Origin of the sequence: Myxococcus qinghaiensis, from assembly GCF_024198215.1 — a bacterium.
Classification (GTDB): Bacteria; Myxococcota; Myxococcia; order Myxococcales; family Myxococcaceae; genus Myxococcus; species Myxococcus qinghaiensis.
The window spans coordinates 68,198-90,315 of sequence record NZ_JAKCFA010000011.1; the positions used below are offsets into that span (position 1 = coordinate 68,198).

9 protein-coding genes are annotated in these 22,118 nt (G+C 67.6%); 6 read left to right on the forward strand and 3 right to left on the reverse strand.

Translation table 11 applies throughout. The features are described from left to right. Positions 1-6: 6 nt before the first annotated feature. From LZ199_RS21740 to LZ199_RS21765, 6 genes are all read left to right on the forward strand, one after another. A complete protein-coding gene (locus LZ199_RS21740; protein ID WP_253995656.1) occupies positions 7-5,580 on the forward strand; it encodes a type I polyketide synthase in 5,574 nt (1,857 codons plus the stop codon). 20 nt (positions 5,581-5,600) lie between these two features. Next, positions 5,601-12,155, forward strand: a complete 6,555-nt coding sequence (locus LZ199_RS21745; protein ID WP_253995657.1) for a type I polyketide synthase — start codon at positions 5,601-5,603, stop codon at positions 12,153-12,155. After that, a complete protein-coding gene (locus tag LZ199_RS21750) occupies positions 12,152-13,657 on the forward strand; it encodes a condensation domain-containing protein (protein WP_253995658.1) in 1,506 nt (501 codons plus the stop codon). Before LZ199_RS21745 ends, LZ199_RS21750 begins: the two co-directional genes overlap by 4 nt. Continuing rightward, positions 13,654-14,712 carry a Rieske (2Fe-2S) protein gene (locus LZ199_RS21755; RefSeq protein WP_253995659.1) on the forward strand — a complete coding sequence of 353 codons (1,059 nt, stop codon included), beginning with the start codon at positions 13,654-13,656 and terminating at the stop codon, positions 14,710-14,712. Before LZ199_RS21750 ends, LZ199_RS21755 begins: the two co-directional genes overlap by 4 nt. Before the next feature lie 295 nt (positions 14,713-15,007). After that, positions 15,008-16,654, forward strand: a complete 1,647-nt coding sequence (ffh, locus tag LZ199_RS21760) for a signal recognition particle protein (protein WP_253995660.1) — start codon at positions 15,008-15,010, stop codon at positions 16,652-16,654. A 255-nt stretch (positions 16,655-16,909) separates the two neighbouring features. Further along, complete coding sequence (locus tag LZ199_RS21765; RefSeq protein ID WP_253995661.1) at positions 16,910-19,093, forward strand: Ig-like domain-containing protein; 2,184 nt, start codon at positions 16,910-16,912, stop codon at positions 19,091-19,093. Between the two features lie 14 nt (positions 19,094-19,107). Here LZ199_RS21765 and LZ199_RS21770 read toward each other — a convergent pair whose 3' ends face one another. From LZ199_RS21770 to LZ199_RS21780, 3 genes are all read right to left on the reverse strand, one after another. Then, complete coding sequence (locus LZ199_RS21770) at positions 19,108-20,148, reverse strand: TIGR04552 family protein (RefSeq protein ID WP_256569315.1); 1,041 nt, start codon at positions 20,146-20,148, stop codon at positions 19,108-19,110. Positions 20,149-20,321: 173 nt separating this feature from the next. Continuing rightward, on the reverse strand, positions 20,322-20,687 hold the full coding sequence (locus LZ199_RS21775; RefSeq protein ID WP_253995663.1) for a toxin-antitoxin system YwqK family antitoxin: 366 nt from the start codon (positions 20,685-20,687) through the stop codon (positions 20,322-20,324). Positions 20,688-21,016: 329 nt separating this feature from the next. Next, complete coding sequence (locus LZ199_RS21780) at positions 21,017-21,946, reverse strand: hypothetical protein (protein ID WP_253995664.1); 930 nt, start codon at positions 21,944-21,946, stop codon at positions 21,017-21,019. Positions 21,947-22,118 lie beyond the last annotated feature (172 nt).

Consider the following 22,118-nt stretch of genomic DNA (forward strand, 5'->3'; position numbering starts at 1 on the left):
AGACCCATGACGGTTTCCTCCCCTCCCCGCGACGTCCCCACGCCGCTGCAGCAGGCCGCCATCGCCTTGAAGGAGATGCGCTCGCGGCTGGACGCGCTCCAGGCGGTCCAGGAAGAGCCCATCGCCATCGTCGGCATGTCCTGCAGATATCCAGGCGGAGCCAACGACCCGGCCAGCTACTGGCGCCTGCTGCACGAGGGTCAGTGCGCGACGCGCAAGGTGCCGCTGGAGCGCTGGGACGCGGACGCGCTCTATGACCCGGACCCGGACCGGTTCTGGAAGATGTACACGCGGTATGGCTGCTTCGTGGACCAGCGCATCGACCTGTTCGACGCGCCGTTCTTCAACATGTCGCCGCGCGAGGCGGCCATGTTGGACCCGCAGCAGCGCCTGCTCCTGGAGACGAGCTGGGAGGCGCTGGAGAACGCGGGCATCGCGCCAGACAAGCTGGGTGGAAGCTCCACCGGCGTCTACGTGGGTGTCATCACCGGCGACTACGGCCGGGTCCCCTTCCAGCGCATCGACCCTCCCGACCTGCCGTACATGGGCACGGGCAATGACATGAGCTTCGCCGCGGGCCGGCTCTCGTACGTGCTCGGCTTGCAAGGCCCGAGCATGGTCATCGCCACGGCCTGCTCCTCCACGCTGGCGACCACGCATCTGGCCTGTCAGGCACTGCGCGCTCGTGAGTGTGACCTGGCGCTCTCGGGGGGCGTCAGCCTGATGGTGTTCCCGGACACCAGCATCGTCCTGTCGAAGATGCGCGCGACGGCGCCGGATGGTCGCTCGAAGACCTTCGATGCCTCGGCGGACGGCTTCGGCCGTGGCGAGGGCTGCGGGATGCTGGTGCTCAAGCGCCTCTCGGACGCCGTGCGCGCGGGAGACCCGGTGCTCGCGCTGGTGCGAGGCTCGGCCGTCAATCACGACGGGCAGAGTGGAGGCATCACCGTCCCCAGCGGTCCCGCGCAGGAGAAGCTGCTTCGCAAGGCGCTGGCTTCGGGGCGGCTGTCTCCGCGCGACGTGGACTACCTGGAGGCCCATGGCACGGGGACGCCGCTGGGAGACCCGATAGAGGTCCGAGCCATCGACGCGGTCTTCGGTCCCGAACGAGCCCCGGACGCACCGCTCCTCATCGGCTCGGTGAAGACGAACATTGGCCACTTGGAGGCGGCGGCCGGAGTCGCGGGCATCATGAAGCTGGTGCTGTCGCTCCAGCACGAGGAGCTCCCCGCGCACCTGCACTTCCGCACGCCGAACCCGCAGGTGTCATGGGACGCGGCGCGACTCAAGGTGACGACGGAGCGCACACCGTGGAAGCGCGGCGTCCGGCCTCGCATCGCGGGAGTCAGCAGCTTCGGACTCTCCGGCGTCAATGCGCACGTCCTCATCGAAGAGGCGCCCCTCGCGGCCGCACAGCCGCCAGCTCCACCGGTGCCACGACCCGGCCCCGAGCTGCTGGCGCTGTCCGCGCGAAGCGAGGAGGCGCTCCAGGAGCTCACGCGTCGCTACGTGGCGTGGCGAGCGGGCCCGGGCAAGGACGTGCCGTTGGCGGAGCTCTGCTTCAGCGCCGCGACGGGACGCGCCTCGCTTCCACACCGGCTGACGGTGTCGGCATCGAGCGCTGAGCAGCTTGACCAGCGACTCCAGGCCTTCGTCGCGGGTCAGCGTCCCACGGGCGTGTGCTCGGGCTTGGTGCCCACGGGCAGGAAGCCTCGGGTCGCGTTCCTCTTCACCGGCCAGGGCTCGCAGTACGCCGGAATGGCGCGGGAGCTGTATGCCCATGAGCCGCGCTTCCGCGAGGTGATGGACCGCTGCGACGAGCTGCTGCGCTCTCACCTGGGCGTCTCCCTCCTGTCGGTGCTCTACCCGTCCGCGGGCGAGCCGGGTGACAGCCCGCTGCACGACACGGCATACACGCAGCCCGCGCTGGTGGCGCTGGAGGTGGCGCTCGCGGAGCAGTGGAAGCACTGGGGCGTCGAGCCCTCGGTGGTGATGGGTCACAGCGTCGGTGAGATTTCAGCCGCGCACGTGGCCGGGGTGCTGTCACTGGAGGATGCGCTCCTGCTGGCGGCGACCCGGGGGCGGCTGATGCAGGAGCTGCCGCGCGTGGGGGGAATGTTGGCGGTGCGAGCGCCCGAGGAGCGAGTGGCGGCCATCATCGCCACGTGTCCCCGGGAGCTCTCCATCGCGGCGGTGAATGGTCCGTCGGAGGTGGTCATCGCCGGCAGGAGCGAGCGGCTCCGAATCGTCGGCGAAGTCCTCCAACGGGAGGGCGTGGAGGTCAAACCCCTGAACGTCTCCCATGCGTTCCACTCCCCGCTGATGGAGCCGATGCTCGATGCCTTCGAGCGGATGGTCGGAAAGCTCCGACTCCGTCCCCCAGAGCTGCCCTTCATCTCCAATCTCACCGGCGCCCTGGTGCGCGATGAGCCGACAACGCCAGCCTATTGGCGTCGCCACGTCCGGGAGCCGGTGCGCTTCGCCACGGGCCTGCGGGCACTTCACGCGAAGGGCGCGGAGGTGCTGCTGGAGCTGGGACCCACGCCCGTGCTGTTGGGCATGGGGCGCGCATGTCTGTCCGACGAGCGCCTCGTGTGGCTGCCGAGCCTCCGCAATGGTCACTCCGACCTGGAGCAGATGCGCGCAAGTCTCGCGGAGCTGTGGGTGCGAGGAGCGTCCAGCGGGCTCACGGGGCTCGCGTCCCAGGGCCGGCGCTCGCGGGTGCCACTGCCGAACCAGCCCTTCCAGCGCAAGCGCCACTGGATGAAGCTCAAGTCCGCGAGGAGCGAAGAAGAGCAGGCGCGACACCCGCTGCTCGGTCGAAGGCTGAGCTCCGCGGCGCGCGTCATCCAGTTCGAAGGTGAGCTGAGCACCGAGGCCCCCGCCTTCCTCGCCGACCACCGCGTCTACGACTCGGTCATCGTCCCGGGTGCGACGTATCTGGAGATGGGCGTGGCAGCGGGCCGGGAGGTCTTCGGCCAGGGGGCGCTGAGCCTGGAAGAGGTCCGCTTCCACAAGCCCGTGCGACTGGAAGAAGGCGAGCCGCGCACGGTGCAGGTCCTCGTCACGCCGGATGAAGGCGAAGGCTCGCGCATGGGCTCCTTCGAGGTGCACAGCCTGGCCGACGGGGCTTTCACGCTCCACGCCTCGGGTCGGCTGTCCTCGGTGGAGATGCCTTCGGCCACGGTGCATCAGGACCTCACGGGGCTTTCGCGACGCTGCGCGGAGGAGGTCTCCGTCGCGGACTTCTACCGGCGCATCGGTGAGCACGGCATCGACTACGGCCCCCTGTGCCGAGCCGTCACACGCTTCGGCCGTGGAGGGCAGGAAGCCTTCGGTCAGCTCACGCTCCCGGACGCGCTCGAAGCCGAGGCGCGCGAGCACGTGTTGCACCCCGTGCTCCTCGACGCCTGCTTCCAGGTCCTCGGCGCCGTCTTCCCGGAAGGACCTCCGGGAAGCATCTACCTGCCCGTGGGCATCGGGCGGCTGCGCGTCCACGACAAGCTGGGCAGCGAGGTCTTCGTCCACGCGCGACTCGACGGTGGGCCGGAGCTGGGTCAGCGCGTGCACACCGCGCACTTCACGCTACTGGCTCCGGACGGACGCGTGCTCGCGGAGTTGGAGCGGCTGGAGTTCCAGCAGGCGCCACGAGAGGCCCTGCTCGGGAACTCGAATCGGGTGCCGCGCGGCTGGTTGTACGAGGTGGCCTGGCGTCCCCAGCCGCTGCCGCCCGCGACGAGCACACCGTCACGAGAGCGATGGCTCATCGTTGGAGACACAGGTGGGCAAGCCACGGAGGTCGCTCGCAGGCTGCGAGCCTCTGGGACGGACTGCCTCGTGGCGCTGCCAGGAGAAGCGACAGGCGCCGAGGACAGCGGCACGCGACGAGTGGACCTGCTGCTCCCGTCGAACGCGCGACGCCTGCTCACGGAGGCAGGTCCCTTCACGGGAGTGCTCCACCTCGCGGCCCTGGATATCGGCCCGGCGCGGGACGGAGAGCCGGACACGCTCGCCCGTGACGCGCGAAGCCTCCTGGGAAGCACGCTGCACCTCGTGCGAGCCGCCGCGGAGACGGGCACCAGTCCTCGGCTGGTGCTCGTCACGAGGGGCGCTCATGCGACGCAGGGGAGCCCTGTTCCCGCTCCCGTGCAGGCCTGCCTGTCGGGGCTGGGCAAGGCCATCGCACAGGAGCATCCGGAGCTGCGGTGCCTGCGCGTGGACCTGGACCCGACAGGAGGAGCGGACGGGTTGGAGGCACTCGTCGCGGAGCTCCAGCAGCGCACGCCCGAGGACGAGGTCTGCCTCCGTGGCGGACAGCGCCTCGTCGCGCGTCTCGCGAGGAGCGCTGAAGCGGCGGAGGACGCCACGAGTCTGAAGCTGCGCGGTGACTCGACATACCTCATCACGGGAGGATTCGGTGGCCTGGGACTGAAGCTCGCGCGCCGCATGGTGGAGCGGGGTGCGAGGACGCTGGTGTTGCTCGGACGACGGACTCCGTCGGTTGAAGCGAGGGACAGCCTGCGCGAGCTCGAAGCACGGGGCGCGCGCATCGTCACCCTCCAGTGCGACATCTCAGAGGAGGCCCAGGTCACCGAGCTGCTCACGCGCCTCGCGAACACCCTGCCCCCCTTGCGCGGCATCGTCCACGCGGCGGCGGTCCTCGACGACGGCATGTTGCTGCAACAGGACCTGGAGCGCTTCGAGCGGGTGCTGGGCCCCAAGGCGTTCGGCGCGTGGCATCTCCACCGTCACACGCTCGGACAGCCGCTGGAATTCTTCGTCCTCTTCTCCTCCGTCGCCTCGCTGCTGGGACAGTCGGGACAGGCCAGCTACGTGGCCGCCAACGCCTTCCTGGACGCGCTGGCGCATCACCGTCACGCGAAGGGCCTGCCGGCGCTCTCCATCAACTGGGGACCCTGGTCCGAAGTGGGCGTGGCGGCGACGGAGCGGGTGATGGAGCGGGTGCGCCGCATGGGTGTCACGCCCATCAGCCCCGAGCAGGGACTCTCAGCCTTCGAGCAGCTGCTCGGCCAGCGTCGGCCCCAGGTCGGAGTCGTGGCCATCGGGTGGCAGTCGATGGGACGGCTCGCGGCGGCGCCCTTCTTCTCGGAGCTCGTGGGAACGGCACCGGCGGGAGGCGTGACGGGAGCGGACTTCCTGCGTCGCCTGGAGAGCGCGCCGCCTGGAGACAAACCTCGACTCTTGCGAGAGCACATCGCCTCGGTGGCGACACGGGTGCTCGGGCTGGATGCGAGCCGACCGCTGGACCCGGAGCAAGGCCTCTTCGAGGCCGGCATGGACTCACTGATGGCGACGGAGTTGCGCAACGCGCTCCAGCGGACCCTGGGCCGCTCGCTGCCGGTGAGCCTCATCTTCGACCACCCGAGCGTCCAGGCCCTGGCGAATCACCTCGCGCGCGAGCTGCTGCCCGCGCCCGAGTCTCAGGAGGTGTCCGCGGCCCCGCGTGACGCCGAGCTCGAATCATTCTTGATGGAGGTCAATCAGATGTCCGAAGCCGACGTGACCGCGGCGCTCGCCGCCGGGCGCTCCAACGAAGCAGGACCCCGAGGTGACCTGTGAACGCGCGTGAGCTGTCCCAGATGAGCGCGACGCAGCTGGCGTACGCCGCCAAGCAGCTTCGCAACAAGATGGGGCTCGTTCCGGCGGAGCCCATCGCCCTCGTCGGCATGGGCTGCAGGTTCCCGGGCAATGTGGACAGCCCGGAGTCGTACTGGGAGCTGCTCTCGGAGGGACGCGACGCCGTCACCGAGGTGCCCTCGGACCGCTGGAGCCTGGACGCGCTGTACTCGCCCGTGCCCGGCACGCCGGGGAAGATGTACACGCGGCACGGCGCCTTCGTGAACCAGGTGGACCGGTTCGACCCGCTGTTCTTCGGCATCTCCCCGCGCGAGGCGGTGCTGATGGACCCGCAGCAGCGCCTGCTCCTGGAGACGAGCTGGGAGGCGCTCGAACACGCGGGGCTCGCGCCGTCGCGACTGCGCGGCACGGCCACGGGCGTGTTCGTGGGCATCATGCACCGCGACTACGCGTACCTGGTGCATGCCTCCGGGGAGATTGACTCGCACACGGGCTCGGGCACGGGCTTGAGCGTGGCGGCGGGGCGCATCGCCCACCTGCTCGCGCTGGAGGGTCCCACGCTCGTGGTGGACACGGCGTGCTCGTCGTCGCTGGTGGCCTTGCACCTGGCGTGTCAGAGCCTGCGCAACGGAGAGACGGACGTGGCGCTGGCCGCGGGCGTCAACCTGATGCTCTCGCCGATGAGCACCATCGTCGAGTGCCAGATGCGGATGCTCTCCGCCGAGGGACACTGCAAGACCTTCGACGCCCGGGCGGACGGCTTCGTCCGAGGCGAGGGCTGCGGCGTCGTGGTGCTCAAGCGACTGTCGGACGCGCTCGCGGACGGTGACGAAGTCATCGCGGTGCTCCGAGGCTCCGCCGTCAACCACGACGGCCACAGCAGCGGCCTGCTGGTGCCCAACGGCAGCGCGCAGGAGCGAGTCATCCGCGCCGCGCTCCGCAACGGTGGCGTGGAGCCCTCGCAGATTGACTTCGTGGAGGCGCACGGCACGGGAACGGCGCTGGGAGACCCCATCGAGGTCGAGGCCCTGGGTCGCGTCTTCCAGGACGAGCGTCACCGCGAGGAGCCGCTCCTCATCGGTTCGGTGAAGACGAACATCGGCCACACTGAAATCGCGGCGGGCATGGCGGGGCTGATGAAAGCCGCGCTGAGCCTCCAGCACCGACAGATTCCGAAGAACCTCCACTTCCAGACGCCGAACCCGGAGATTCGCTGGAACGAGCTGCCTGTGTCGGTCGTCACGGAGCGGCGGAGCTTTCCCGGCGGCCCCCGCAACTTCGTGGGCGTGAGCTCCTTCGGCTACAGCGGGACGAACGCGCACGTGGTGCTGGAGGCGGCACCCATCATTGAAAAGCGCGCCACGGCTTCCGAGCCAGGAAGGGAACACGTCCTGGTCCTCTCCGCCAAGACGGCCTCGGCGCTGTCGACGCTGGCGGAGAGCTACACGAGCCACCTGTCGCGGGACATCGGACAGGACGTCACCGACGTGTGCCACAGCGCCACCACCAGCCGGTCGACGATGCCCTACCGGCTCGCGGCGATCGCCAACTCGAGTGACGAGCTGCGTGCGCGGCTCCAGGCCTTCACGAGCGGCAATCCCATCGAGGGGCTCATCGTCTCCGAGGAGGCCGCGTCGCGCGCCGCGCAGGTGGCTTTCCTCTTCAGCGGGCAAGGCTCGCAGCACCTGGGCATGGGCAGCGAGCTGTACAAGCGCGAGCCCGTGTTCCGCGAGGCGATGGACCGCTGCGCGAGCATCCTGACGCCGCACCTGCCCCGCCCGCTGCTGGAGGTGCTGTTCGCCAGCGAGGGCAGCGGCTCACCGTTGGAGCAGGCGGTGTACACCCAGCCCGCCATGGTGGCGCTGGAGGTGTCTCTGGCGGTGCTGTGGAAGTCCTGGGGAGTGGAGCCCTCCGTGGTGGTGGGGCACAGCCTGGGGCAGTACGCGGCGGCATGCGTGGCGGGCATCTTCAGTCTCGAAGACATGCTGCCGCTGGTCGCCCTGCGCGGACGGCTGATGCATGAGCTGCCGCCCGGTGGGGAGATGGCCTCGTTCCTCGCGCCCCACGCGCGGGTGGCGGAGGCCATCGAGCCCTATCGCGACCGGCTGTCCATCGCGGCCATCAACGGCCCCACGAGCACGGTCATCTCCGGCGCGAGCGAGGCCGTCCAGGCGGTGATGGCGGCCCTGACGTCGGAGGGCATCCAGGCGCGCAAGCTCAACGTCTCGCACGCCTTCCATTCGCCGCTGATGCATCCAATGGTCGACCGCTTCCGGGAGCACCTCTCCCGGGTCCGGTTCAACACGCCGAGGCTGCGCATCGTCTCCGACATGACGGGGCAGCTCGTGGAAGGCGAGCTGTCGGAGCCGGGCTTCTGGTGCCGGCACCTGCTTCAGCCCGTCAACTTCGCGCGGGCCATGGAGTCCCTCCACGCGCTGGGCGTGCGCAACTTCGTGGAGGTAGGTCCCGCGAGCGTGCTGCTGGGCCTCGCGCAGCGGTGCACCCCGGAGGACGGCGAGTCGCGCGAGTGGTTGCCTTCGCTGCACGCGGGCATGGGGAACCGTCGGCGGATGCTGGAGAGCCTGGCCACGCTCCACACGCGCGGCGTCACGGTCGACTGGTCCCAGGTGCATGGGAAGACATCGCGAGGACGGGTGCGTCTGCCCACCACGCCCTTCGAGCGTGAGCGCTACTGGGTGGAGACCGGCCCGGAGACCTCGGGAGCGCAGCCCCTGCCCTCACAGGCGGGAGTGCTGCATCCGCTGCTCGGCCGACGTGTCGAGCTGGCGGGTTCCACCGAGGTGCGCTTCGAGGGAGCAGTTGGAGCCAGGGAGCCGTTCTTCCTCGACCACCATCGCGCAGCGGGCATCGCGCTGTTGCCGGCGGCGGCCCACGTCGAGCTGGCCCTGGCCGCGGGTCGCTTCGCCGGCGTGCCGGGTGAGAAGTCGCTGGAGCTGCTCCAGCTCACCTTCGAGCGCCCCGTCGCCCTTCCGGAGAAAGGGGCAGTCGTCCTCCAGTCCACGCTGGTGAAGGAGGACGGAGCGACGCAGTCCCTCAAGGTGTTCCAGCGTCGGGAGCAGGACCAGGTCATCACCTGGGAGCAGGTGGCCACGGGCCGACTCGGCGTCGCTTCACCGTCGAAGGCCGAAGGCGAGTCGCTGGCATCCCTGCGGGCACGGATGACGGAGGCCATCGCGCCGGCGGACTACTACGCGCACCTGGCCACGGGTGGCTTGGTGTACGGGTCCATGTTCCAGGCGCTCCAGGCCATGTACGGCCAGGAGGGCGAGGCGCTCGTGCGCATCGTCCTGCCCGAGGGCCTGGAGCTGAAGCCCTACACCGTGCACCCGGTGATGCTGGATGCCTGCTTCCAGGCGTTGGGCGTGACGTTCCCCAAGCGCAAGGACACGCCCTATCTGCCCGCGGGCATCGAAGGGCTCCGACTCCACGCCCCCATGGAGCGTGAGGTCTGGGCAAGCCTCCAGCGTCGGCAGGAAGGCCTGGAGGCGATTGCGTCTCTCCGGGTGTTCAGCACCGACGGGCGGCTGCTCGCGGAGGCGGAGCGACTGCGCTTCCGTCAGGTCCGACTGGAGGCGTTGCTCGGGCAGGGAGACAAGCTGCTCGAGGAGTGGCTCTACGCACTCGAATGGCACCCCGCGCTTCCGCAGGGACGCCGTGTGTCCCCTACCTGGATGCCCACACCGGACTCGCTGCGCGACGCGGTCCTCCCCCAGTTGGAGGCGCTGTCGGGCCGGGAGGACCTCGCGGCCTACGGCGTCTTCCTCCAGGAGCTGGAGTCGCTGTGCGTGCCCTACGTGCTCCAGGCAATGGAGCGCCTCGGTTGTGACCTCACGCCCGGCACCCGCTTCAAGGCGGACGAGCGCGCCGTGCAGCTCGGGGTCGTCCCGCTTCATCAACGACTGTGGCGACGACTGCTGGAGATGCTCACCGAGGAGGGCCTGCTGCGCGCCACGGGAGAGACGCTGGAGGTCGTCACCCGTCCGGAGTCCGTGGACGTCGCGGAGCGCATGGCGTCGCTCGCGGAGCGCTATCCAGCGCATCGCTCGGAACAGGCGTTGGTGCAGCGCTGCGGCGAGGGGCTCGCGGAGGCCTTGCGCGGCCGCTGCGACCCGCTGGAGCTGCTGTTCCCCAAGGGCGACATGGAGGTCGCGGCCAGTCTGTACCGTGACTCGCCCGGTCCTCGGGAGCTGAACGCACAGGCGAAGACAGCGCTGGCACAGGCCGTCTCGCGCCTGCCACCCGAGCGCACCGTGCGCGTGCTGGAGATTGGCGCAGGCACCGGCGGCACGACGGCGCTGCTGCTGCCCGAGCTGCCCGTGGAGCGCACCGAGTACGTCTTCACGGACATCTCACCGCTCTTCCTCCAGCGGGCCGCGCAGGAGTTCCGTGCGCATCCGTTCGTGACGTACCGGACGCTCGACATCGAGAAGGACCCGGCCGCGCAGGGCTTCGAGGCGGGCGGCTTTGACATCATCGTCGCGGCCAACGTCCTGCATGCCACGGAGAGCCTGAGGGCGACGCTGAGGAACGCGAAGCGACTGCTGGCGCCGTCGGGGATGTTGCTCGTCGTCGAGGCCACCTCCAAGCGGCGCTGGGTCGACCTCACGTTCGGCCTGACGTCGGGCTGGTGGCGCTACACGGACACGGACTTGCGCCCCACGCATCCGCTGATTTCCAGCGCGGGGTGGAAGACGTTGTTCGCCCAGGAAGGCTTCGCCACCAGCGCGGCGCTGGCGAAGGCGGAGCACGAGGCCAGCCTCCAGGCAGCGGTCCTCCTCGCGCGACTGCCGGGTGAGGACGTGCGTGCGAGCAATCGTCAGTGGCTCATCGTCGCGGACTCGCGAGGCACGGGATACAAGCTGGCCGAGCGCCTGGAGGCCCGAGGCGAGCTGTGCTCGGTGGTCACCGGCGCGGGTGCCACCGTCGCGGACTTCACCCAGTTGTTGAACGCGCTCGCGACCTCGCGGGCCCCCACACACGTCGTCCACCTCACGAGCCTCGACTCCTCGGGCCCGGACGACCTGGCGCAGCTCGACCTGGAGGCTGCGTACCAGAATGGCTGCGGCAGCGCGCTCGACCTGCTCCAGGCGCTGCTGGCGACGAGGCTGTCCCCGGCGCTGAGCTTCGTCACCCGGGGCGCGCTCGACGTGCTGGGGGATGGAGCTCCGGGTGTCGCGCAGTCGCCGCTGCACGGCCTCGGGCGAGGCATCGCGATGGAGTACCCCAAGTTGGGAGGAACGGTCATCGACCTGGACCCCCGGCGCGACGACCTGGAGGGACTGGTGACGGAGCTGCTCTCGGAGCGCTCCGATGAACAGGTCGCCTTCCGGGACGGCATCCGACGCGTGCCTCGCGTCATGCGGCATTCGCGGATGGAGTCGGAAGTGCCCTTCCAGTGCCGGGAGGATGGGACGTACCTCATCACCGGCGGTCTGAATGGCCTGGGACTGCTCACGGCCCGGCTGCTCGTCGAGCGCGGGGCGCGCCACCTCCTGTTGATTGGACGCGGAGCCCCGACAGCGGCGGCCTCCGAGCAGCTTCAGGAGCTGGAGAGCGCGCACGTACGCGTCGTGGTGGCCCGCGCGGATGTGTCGCAGGAGGACGCGCTGTCCAGGGCCCTGGCCACGGGGCTGCAAGGCATGCCTCCGTTGCGAGGAGTCATCCACTCCGCGGGAGCGCTCGACGACGGCATCCTGGAGCAGCAGACGCACGCGCGCTTCAAGAAGGTGTTCGCGGCGAAGGTGCTGGGCTCGTGGAATCTGCACCGGCTGACGCTGGGACAGCCGCTGGACTTCTTCGTCCTCTACTCGTCCATCGCTTCGCTGCTGGGCAACAGCGGTCAGGCGAACCACTCCGCGGCCAACACGTTCCAGGACGCGCTGGCCCACTACCGACGCGCCAAGGGCCTTCCCGCGCTGACCATCAACTGGGGGGCCTGGTCGGAAGTGGGCGCCGCGGCGAACGAGCGTGTCCAGGAGCGACTCGCGGACCGGTGGATGAATCCCATCCGTCCCGCCCAGGGGCTCGCCGTCCTGTCGTCGCTGCTCTCGGCCAGCGCCACGATTCAAGTGGCGGTCATGCCCATCGCCAGAGGCGGCTTCGAGGTGAAGGGGGCAGTGCCGCTCCTGCTGTCAGCGCTCGTCGCACGGGAGGGCGGCGGCGGCGCGAAGGCCTCCGCCCGGGACGATGCCCTGCTCCGCGAGCTGTCGGAGGTCTCCCCCGTGGAAGCCCGCCGACGGCTGGTGACCGACCTCCAGAAGCGTCTGGCCAAGGTGCTGCGCATCAAGAACCCATCACGACTGGCGCCGGAGCGGCCGCTCACCGAGCTGGGCCTCGATTCGCTGATGGCCATCGAGCTGAAGAACCACTTGATGAACGCGCTGGGCGTGGACCTGCCCCTCTCGAAATTCATCGGCGGCGCGAGCCTCCAGGAGCTGGCGGAGCTCACTCAGCAGCAGCTCACCGTCAATCAGCTCGCTGCGACACCGTCGCTGGCGCCGGAGTCCACGCCGGGAATGAGTGAGCTGACCCTGTGAACCTGGAGCAGCTCCTCTCGAGCCTCACGGAGCGCCACGTCCAGCTCTGGGCGGAGGGCCCGCACCTGCGCGTCCGCGCGCGAGACGGCGTCGTGGACGCGACGCTCCGCTCCGCGCTCGTGGAGCACAAGCCTCGCCTGCTGGAGCTGCTCCACCAGGCGCGAGGGGCCCCGGAGTCCACTCGCCTGGAGCCGCTGCCTCGAAACGGTCCGCCGCCGCTGTCGCTCACCCAGGAGCGGCTGTGGCGGGCGGAAGTCCAGGAGCCAGGCCTCGCTCCGGCCCACATCGCCACCTTCGCCATGCGGTTGGACGGGCCGCTCGACCGGGATGCGCTGACCTGGGCCGTGGCCACGCTCGTCGAGCGTCACGAGGTGCTGCGAACGGCGTTCGCGCTTCAGGAAGACACGCCCGTCCAGGTCATCGCACCTCCGGGACTGACGGTATTGAAGCCCGTGGACCTGCGGACGCTCGACGCGGAGGCACAGCAGGAGGCTGTGCGACGGCTCCTCCATGACGAGCAACGGCGACGAATCGACCTGGCCCAGGGCCCGCTGTTCCGCGCCTGGCTCCTGCTCCTCTCCGAGCAGAGCCATGTGATGGTGATGATGATGCACCACACGGTGGTGGATGGCGCCTCTCGGGGAGCGCTGGTGCATGAGCTGACGGTGCTCTACGCGGCCTTCCTCGGGGGCGAGCCCTGCCCTCTCGCGCCCCTGCGCCTCCAGTACGCGGACTATGCGCGCTGGCAACGGCGCTGGCTCGTGGACGAAGTCCTTCCGCGGCAGCTCGGGTACTGGAAGCAGCAGCTCGCGGACCCTCCGCCCCGACTGGAGTGGCCTTCGGGTTCGAGTGGACCGGCACAGCGGCGCTACCTCGGGGGCTCCGTGGACTTCCGCGTGGAGCAGGACCTCGTCGAGCGACTGCGCGCGGTGGGACAACAGGCGGGGTGCACCCTCTTCATGGTGTTGCTGTCCTCGCTGTACGTGCTCCTGGCCCGAGCCTGTGGACAGAGAGATTTGCTCATCGGCACACCGGCCGCGAACCGTGGCCACACGGACCTGGAACCGCTCGTCGGGACGTTCCTCAACACCTTGGCGCTGCGCTTGCGCCCTGAAGGCTCACCGAGCTTCCGTGAGCTGCTCACCCATGCGCGGGCCGTCGCGCTAGGGGCCTATGCCCATCCGGACGTTCCGCCTGAGGCCATTGGAGGCCCGACTCCCGACGTGATGCTCGTCTTCAAGAGCATCGCGCCTCAACCCGGGTTGTTCGCGCTCAAGGCGACCCCGTTGGCGCTCGCGCACGACACGGCGCTGCTCGACCTCACCCTGTATCTGGAAGAGACCCCGATGGGATTGCGCGGAGAGTTCATCCACGACAGCGACCGCATCGACGCGGCCACCGTCACGGGCTGGGCCCGAGAGCTCCACACCCTGCTGCGCGCCTTCGCCGAGGACCCACGGCAAGCAATCTTTCCCTCCCCACACCCCCAGAGGTCCCCATGACGGCATTGATGCGCCCCGCCACTGAACCCGCGGTCCGTGACTCGCGTCCCATCCTCGAAGGCCCCGGCATCGGCTATCACCAGAACTGGTACGCCGTCTGTCTTTCGAGAGAGCTCAAGCCCGGCAAGATTGTCGGCCGTGGGTTCTTGGATGGGAAGGTGATTGCCTTTCGAGGACAGAACGGGAAGGCACAGGTGATGAGCGCCTATTGCAGTCACCTTGGCGCCGACCTGAGCATCGGTGACGTGGTCGGCGACGAGGTGCGCTGCCCCTTCCACCATTGGCAGTACAACCAGGACGGCGTGTGCACCCGCATTCCCGTGGGCTGCAAGATTCCCGACCGCGCTCGCATGCAGACTTTTCCTACGGCGGAGAAGTGGGGCCTGGTCTGGGCCTTCAACGGGGAGAAGCCGCTGTTCGACGTGCCGGGCGTGCGCGGCTACGAAGAGAGCGACCTGCTCTACGGCGTCAAGGTGCACGAGGCGGGCTTCCCCGTCCCGCCCTGGGTCATGGTGTGCAACTCCCACGACTACCAGCACCTGCACACGCTGCACGAGTTGGGCATCATCGAGGGGCCCATCAACATGAACAGCTCGGACTACGTCCTCGAGCACGACGTGCACTACACCACCCGCGACGGCTTGAAGGTCGAGAACTGGAACCGGGTGACGGGCACCAACACGTTCTCCGCCATCTCGCGCACACCCTCGGGTCCCATCTTCGGCATGTTCACCGGCACGCGCATTCCGGGCGGCGGAACGCGGGCCTACCTGCTCGCGGGCGTGCCGCGAAAGGAAGGAAAGAACAAGGGCCGGCCGCCGACCCGCACGGAGCAGTTCGCGCTCGTCAGCGGCACCATGATGAGCTTCCTCAAGGACGCGCCTCGCCTGCTGCGCGCCGCGAAGTTCATGCAGGCCTTCCTCGATGACGATGAGGGAGTGCTGCAGACCATCCAGTTCCGACAAGGGGTGATGGTCGAGGCGGACAGGACGCTGCTCGGCTTCCTCAAGTACGTCCGCGAGTACCCCAAGGCGGACCTGCTCTCCGCCGACTGAGCCCGGGGGCCTGCGACGCGGCCCGGCGAGGGTCCATGGGGGCGGGGCTGGGATGGCTTCGCCCAAGGGGGGCGGCATGGCCATCCAGGGCCCGGGGAGGAGGCTCCCCTGCCCCCCAGTCCTGCATCCGGGCGGCTGGGGATGCTCCAACCCCTCAAGAGCGTTGATGAATTTGGGGTCCGTGCCCAGGGCCACCCCGGGCGGGTGGGGCCGGGTGCCCGGCTCTCCACTCTTCGACGTCCGGGATGCGCTCCACGGTCGCATCCCACCTTCCCCCTGTTATAAAGCGCCCCCCATGCTTGAGACCGTCACCAAGGGCTTCCGCGCCGCCAAGAACCGCCTCGCCGGCAAGAGCGAGCTCACCCCCGAGCTGGTCGACGAGTCGCTGCGCGACATCCGCGTCTCGCTCCTCGAGGCCGACGTCGCCTTCGACGTGGTGAAGAAGTTTGTCGCCCGCGTCCGCGAGAAGGCGGTCGGCGAGCTCGTTCAGACGACCATCACCGATGCCTCGGGCCAGAAGCGCAAGGTCAGCCCGATGGACCACTTCATCAAGATCTGCCACGACGAGCTCGAGGCGCTGATGGGGCCGGTCGACACGAGCCTGAACCTCAAGCCGAAGGGGCAGCTCTCCGGCATCATGATGGTCGGTCTCCAGGGCTCCGGTAAGACGACCACCGCCGGGAAGCTCGCCAACCGGCTGCTCCAGCAGGGGCGCAAGCCGTTGCTCGTCGCCGCGGACATCTACCGCCCCGCCGCCGTGGATCAGCTCAAGGTGCTGGGTGAGCGGCTCAAGGTGCCCGTCTACCACGAGCCCGGCGTGCAGCCACCCGAGCTGGCCCGCCGAGGCTATGCCGCCGCGCGCGAGCAGAAGTGCGACGTGGTGATCATCGACACCGCCGGTCGGCTCGCCATCGACGAAGCGCTGATGAACGAGCTGGAGTCCATCAAGACCAACGTCCACCCGGACAACATCCTCCTGGTGTGCGACGCGATGATTGGTCAGGACGCCGTGCGCACGGCCGCCGAGTTCGACCGGCGCCTGAGCCTGGATGGCTTCATCCTGACGAAGCTGGACGGCGACGCTCGCGGCGGCGCGGCGCTCTCCATCAAGGAAGTCACCGGCAAGCCCATCAAGTTCCTCGGCATGGGCGAGTCGATGGACAAGCTGGAGGAGTTCCGCCCGGAGGGCCTCGCCGGTCGCATCCTCGGGTTCGGCGACATCGTCGGCCTGATGAAGGACTTCGAGAAGGTCGTCGACGAGAAGAAGGCCGAGGACGACGCGCGCAAGCTGCTCTCCGGCCAGTTCTCGATGAAGGACTTCGTCGAGCAGATCCGCATGGTGCGGAAGATGGGTCCGCTCAAGGACCTGCTGGAGAAGTTCCCCCTCTTCGGCGACCTCACCGACCAGCTCAACCCGGACGAGAAGGAGCTGACCAAGATTGAGTCGATGTACGACTCGATGACGGAGAAGGAGCGCCTGCGTCCGGACCTCATCAACTCCAGCCGGATTGGCCGCATCGCCAAGGGCAGCGGTCGCAAGCCGGAGGACGTGCGCGAGCTGCTGCAGAAGTTCGGGATGATGCAGCAGGTGATGGGGAGCATCGGCCAGAACCCGGGCCTTCTGGGCCGAATCCCTGGCTTCAAGCAGCTGGGGCAGCTGTCGCAGATGCGGAACATGGACCTCTCCAGCATGTTCGGTGGCGACCCGAAGATGATGGAGAAGATGATGAGCGGTGGCATGCCCGGCATGGGGATGCCCATGCAGCTGCCGCAGGTGGCGCCCGGCTACACGCCGCCCATGGGCCAGGCCGCCATGGCGAAGGCGCGCCTCATGGGCTACGCCCCGCCCGCCGCCGGCGGGAAGCCCGAGGACCGCGACGCCATCAAGGAGCGCCGCAAGCGCGAGAAGGACAACAAGAAGAAGAACCGGAAGAAGAAGTAGGACCAGGTCCGTCCTCCAGGCTCATGACGACGGTGAAGCCCGTGCTGCTCGGAGGAGTCCGAGGGGCGCGGGCTTCTCGTTTCACGGGGTGTTGCGGTTCACGGATGGAGGTCCATGGCGACGGACGGGCTGCCGGGGGCCCCACTGGCTGAGGGGAACCGGGCCTGACGCGGTCGTGGTAGGCCTCTGGGTGCCGGGCCGGGCTCTCCAGAGGGGGCCTGCGCGTGGAACGCACCCTGCACAGTGGCTTCTTTCATGACGAATCGACTTCGCCTCTCCGTCCCCCTTGTCGCTGTCTTCCTGTGGATTGGGTGCATCGATGTTCCGGACATCGTGGACCCGCCGGAGCCACCCGATGCGGGAGGTACAGTCCCTGACGGAGGCTCGACGCCGGATGGGGGTGGAGCCCAGTCACCTGATTTCGAGCTGGGAGTCAGCCCTACCGAGGACTCGGTCCTCCAGGGTGGAACGAAGAGCTTCCAGGTCAACCTGGTCCGCAAGCAGGGCTTCGGTGGAATCGTATCGATTGCACTGGTCAACCCGCCGCTGGGTATCTCGGCGCCGGCGGTGACCATTCCGACCACGGGCAACCTGGGGACGTTGAACGTCACCGTCGCAGCGAGCGTTGCCCCTGGGCCGGTTGCGCTCACGGTGAGAGGAATCGCCGGGGCAGTCAGCCGGGAGCAGGTCGTCTCGCTGACCGTCGTTCCCCTGGGTGAGCTGGCGGTGTCCTGGGTTTCTCCCTCCATGTCCCTCAGCTCGGTCAACGGGAGCCTGTCGGTGGAGGTCTCCGTGGAGGGCGGCCAGCCGGAGACCGTGGAGTTGTTGAAGGGGAGCACCGTGCTCACCTCGTGGACGGCCCCGCCGTATACCTATGCGTGGGACACGGGGGGAGAGCTCGAGGGAGAGCAGCTCTTATCGGCCCGTGCGACACGAGGCGGCGGGACGTTCACGAGCGTCACCCGGACCGTGGTGGTGGACCGTACCGCGCCTCAGGTTGCGACGTGGACCCCCACTCGGGGTGCGACCCAGGTGAGCGTCCACACGACAGTCCAGGCAACTTTCAGCGAGCCGCTGAGGGCTTCGAGTGTGATGACTTCGAACGTAGGCCTCATTGGCAATGAAGGGGTCGCCCTCGCCGCTTCGGTGGAGTTGTCGTCTGATGGTCGCACGCTCACGCTTACACCTCTGTCTCCGTTGCCTGTGTCGAGCACTGTGAGCGTGAGACTGGGGACGACCGAAAATCCCCTCACGGATCTCGCGGGCAATTCGTTGGTGGCCTCGGGGGTCTGGAGCTTCACTGTGCCCTACTGGCTCCCCATGGGCGGAGCCATCAGCGCGTATCCCGGAAACACGTCCGCGGAGAACGTGGTGATGAAGGTGGGAACCGACGGAGCGCCGGTCATCGCGTGGTCGGAGTCCGATGGAGTGACGAAGAACATCCATGTGGCCAGATGGGACGGTGTGCAATGGCTGCCTCTCGGGACAGCATTGAGCGCCATGCCCGACAGCGGCACTCACGCAAGACGTCCAACACTGTCTATCGATGGCACAAACGCCCCTATCATCATCTGGGAAGAGCTATTGCCCAATGGAATACATATAAACCTCTATGGTCGGCGGTGGACCGGCACCGAATGGCTGTCCCTTCCGGAGTTTCCGGCACTCAGCCCCAGCACAAGCGCCGCGCGTGACCGGGCTTCATCTGCCGTGGATGGGGATGGGAAACTCCATGTGTATGCTGACTTCTACAACGGGACTTCCAACCAGATCGCCGGCTTCAACCTCCAACCAGGAGGCACGAACTGGGCAGATTCGCATGCATCGTTCCCCAGCGAAGAACTCCAACGATGGAACGTCGCCGTCACGACCTATGGTTCGAGTTCCATCTTCGCGGCGTATACAGCCATCATCGGCTCCCAGACCTCGGAGTATCGTGGCGTCACGGTGCTGAAGGACCACTGGATTCCCATTGGCGCCCCTCTGATTTTCAACCCCGATCACAGCACCGCATCGACGCCTTCAATCAAGGTAGATGGTGCTGGCAATCCGTATGTCGCTTGGGTCGAAGCTCCCAAGTCGAGTACGAGCGGCGACATCTTCGTGGCCCATCACAACGGAAGCCACTGGAACATCCTGGGGAACAAGCCCAACGGAAGCCTCACCTCCAACGAGGCACCTTCTCTCGGTATCGACCAGCAGGGGAGTCCCGTGGTCGCATGGAGCGGATTCCTTTCTCCTGAGCGAGTCGTCGTGGTCAGCCGGTGGGACGGCGAACAGTGGACAAGGCTCGGGCCTCCCCTCAGTGCCCAGTCAGGCACGAGCACAGGCGGATTCAACCCTTCCCTGGCATTCAACGCCGCCGGTCATGCCATGGTTGCATGGCATGAAATCACTGAAGCGTCTTCAGACGTTTTTGTCTTCAGACACAACCAGTGAGCTGACTTGCGCTGTCACTGTCCGCGCTTCGGCACCACGAGGCCCTGGCTGAGCCGCTTGAGGACTCGCTTCTTCTGGCGGCGCTTGTAGGCCTCATGCGAGTTCTCACCGAGTTCGTTCTGTCGCGCGGTCTCCGCGTCGACAATCTGAAACTCCACGAGTGAGATGACGACGCGGCCCTTCCGTGGCCGCGTGTCCTCTTCAGGCAACGGCAGATAGGCATCCATTCGCACTGGGATATCCACCACGAAGTTGAGTGCGCGATAGCTGCTGCCAGAGAAGGTGTTGCCGCTCCGGTCCTCGCGGTCTTCGTAGTTCCTGTCCAGGTGGAGGTTCGGAATGAACTGCTCGAAATGCGGGTACTCCTCCAACACGCTCTTGAAGGGAAGCAGCGTGTTCTCGGTCTGCCCAGGCACGACGAGATGGAAGGGAAACAGGCGTTGCGTGAGGTAATACAAGACCGGAAGCAAGTCCTGGCGGGACCGCGTCACCACACGAAACCGGGTCCGGTCATAGACCTGGGCCGCTACGGTTTCCTTCTTCGCGAGCAGCTTGGTGACCAGCGAGTCCTGCGTCTTGATGGAGTGCGCGAACTCCACCACGGGCAGCCCTTTCTCCTGCATCTCACGCGCGACGCTCAGCACCTTCTCCATCACCAACTCCGCCAGCTCCGCCTCTGAGATGGCCAGGCGAAAGAGGAGGTCTCTTCCCTCGATGTGCTGGATGACGTGCATCACCTTCAACACGACACAGGCGATGCGTCGGTGCCGGGCATTCCCCTTCGCTCCGGAGGCCAGCAGGAAGAGGTCGTGAATCTCCTCGGGCTTGGCGACCGCGTCCGCCACTCGGTAGTTGAAGGTCTTCCGAAGGTACGCCACGGCCTCCGACAGGACGAGGCGGGCCCAGGCCTCGTCATAGGGGCGGGAGACATCGAGTTGGCAGAGACGGAGGAACCGGTCGACCTCCTCCCGGGCCTGGAAGTGCATTCGCCGCCAGTCGATCACCGAGCCCCCTCGCAAGATGAGGCGGATGCGCTCAAGCTCGCGAATGCCCATCTCGGCGACCGTGCGAACGGGGATGTCGGGGAGAACGGGAGTTAGGGTCGGGGCCTTCACGCCAATCTTCCTATCCGAGCGAAGCAGTTCGGGAAAGCCCTCTGGAGAGGCAAGAAAGGCCCTCGCTCCGATTGAGTGAGGGCCTCGGGTCCTGCAGGGAAGTAACGAAAGGGCTACTTGGAGGCCAGCGGCTTGTCCGCCGAGTACTGCACCTCGGAGACCTTCTTCCCGTTCTCGGTGTAGGTCGCCTCGACGCCTTCGCGCTTCCCCTTCACCCAGGTCTGCTCCACCTTCTTGGCGCCGTTGGGGAAATACTCCACCCGCTGGCCGTGGTAGTCGTTGTTCTCGAACTGGGTTTCCCCGGTCTTCACGCCGTTGGCGTCATAGAAGGTCCAGTGACCCGAGCGGAAACCATCCTTGTACTGCCCCTCGGACTGCTTCTGACCGCTAGCCCAGAAGGCCACGTAGGGTCCATGCAGGGCGGGCTTCTGGGGAGTGGAGCCCGCCTTCACGCAGTAGACCCCCATGTCCTTGCTCACTCGGCTGCCCTTCTGCACGGTTCCCGCAGGGCACTCGAGGCGAACTTCGCGACCGATGGCAGAGTCCTCAGCCAAGGCATGCGTTGCAAAAGCGGCGACACACAGCGCAGCAAAACGATAACTCATCGAGGTCTCCTTCTCTTCCGTCATCTGGCGCCAAGCGCCGTCACTCATTCAAACGGGGCTGGAGAGGCCTTATTCACGTCCCCTTCCCTGGCCCGAAATGATGAAGTTGGACATTCCAAACGCACGAAGCCCCACCCTTGGGAAGGATGAGGCTCCGTGCTCATTCTCGCCGCACAACCGACGAGAAGGTTACGCTCCGCGACCTAGCGATTGAGCTGAGCGCAGATCTCGTTGCCATTGGTGAAGTACAGGCCAATGGACAGCGTCGTCGCCGTGGAACTGGGGCAGAAGCTCATGATGAACTCCGCGTTCTTGCCAGCATTCGACGTGGAGTATTCGGACGGACGAATAGACTTGGTGCCATCAAGCTCAGTGCCATCGACGCGCACATAGAACAGGCCAGGGAGACCGCTGGCCTGGGCCGGGAAGGTCGCCGTGCCAGTCGCGGGCTGGTACGCGCGGACGCGGGCCTTCGCGGTCATGCCAGTGGTACCAGGTCCCGAGCCACAGAACGAGTCCTGGCCGAAGGAGACTTGGGTGATGTCGTAGATGATCGGACCGGTGTCGGAGATGGTCCAGATCGGCTGCTTGCCGCCCTGGGCAGGCGTGAAGTTCGCGCAGGTGGGCGCCGGAACCTCGGTGCAGGTACCGCTGCTGCAGAACTGGCCGTAGCTGCAGCTGCTCTGGCCGGTGCCCGTGCACGTCCCGCCCGTGGTGTCGTCCTCCTCGCACTGGCCGGACGCCGTGTCGCACACGCGACCGGTGCCACAGTCATCGTTCGAGTCGCACTTCGGCACGCAAACGGTATCCAGGTCGGAGCAGACCATGTCGGTCGTCTCGGAGTCCGCGCCGCCGTTGCAGAGCACGTCCGTGGAGCACTGGCAGATCCGCGTGTTGGCCTCGCTGCTCGTGCCGCCCAGGGGCGCGCACGTCTTCGCGGAGTCCGGACAGTCGGCGCCAACATCACACGTCGTCACACAGACACCCGCGTCCGGATGGCAGATCTCCGTGCCAGCGCACTCGTCGTTCGAGGTGCAGAGCGAGCTCCCCGGCTCGTCGTCACCGCAACCGGCCATCAAACCGCTCATCGCGCCCAGCGCCGTGAGCACCAGCATCATCTTGCGAAGCTGCATGTTGAGAATCCCTCCGTGAGTCTGCTTGGAACGTCTCTCTGGGGGCCTCCGGCCACTGACTTCAGACCCCGACGTCCATGCGAGCGGCTCGGCTTTAGTCCCGCCCGTCCTGACGTGTCAACGAGTGTCGACACGTCCACCGACGCACTGCCCTCGCGGAAATTCAGCCCTC

What these genes read in the sequence shown, in the direction of transcription:
- LZ199_RS21765 (WP_253995661.1), top strand. Translation starts at nt 16,910, where the DNA reads ATGACGAATCGACTTCGCCTCTCCGTCCCCCTTGTCGCTGTCTTCCTG.
- LZ199_RS21780 (WP_253995664.1), bottom strand. Translation starts at nt 21,946, where the DNA reads ATGCAGCTTCGCAAGATGATGCTGGTGCTCACGGCGCTGGGCGCGATG.
- LZ199_RS21740 (WP_253995656.1), top strand. Translation starts at nt 7, where the DNA reads ATGACGGTTTCCTCCCCTCCCCGCGACGTCCCCACGCCGCTGCAGCAG.
- LZ199_RS21770 (WP_256569315.1), bottom strand. Translation starts at nt 20,148, where the DNA reads ATGGGCATTCGCGAGCTTGAGCGCATCCGCCTCATCTTGCGAGGGGGC.
- LZ199_RS21745 (WP_253995657.1), top strand. Translation starts at nt 5,601, where the DNA reads ATGAGCGCGACGCAGCTGGCGTACGCCGCCAAGCAGCTTCGCAACAAG.
- ffh (WP_253995660.1), top strand. Translation starts at nt 15,008, where the DNA reads ATGCTTGAGACCGTCACCAAGGGCTTCCGCGCCGCCAAGAACCGCCTC.
- LZ199_RS21755 (WP_253995659.1), top strand. Translation starts at nt 13,654, where the DNA reads ATGACGGCATTGATGCGCCCCGCCACTGAACCCGCGGTCCGTGACTCG.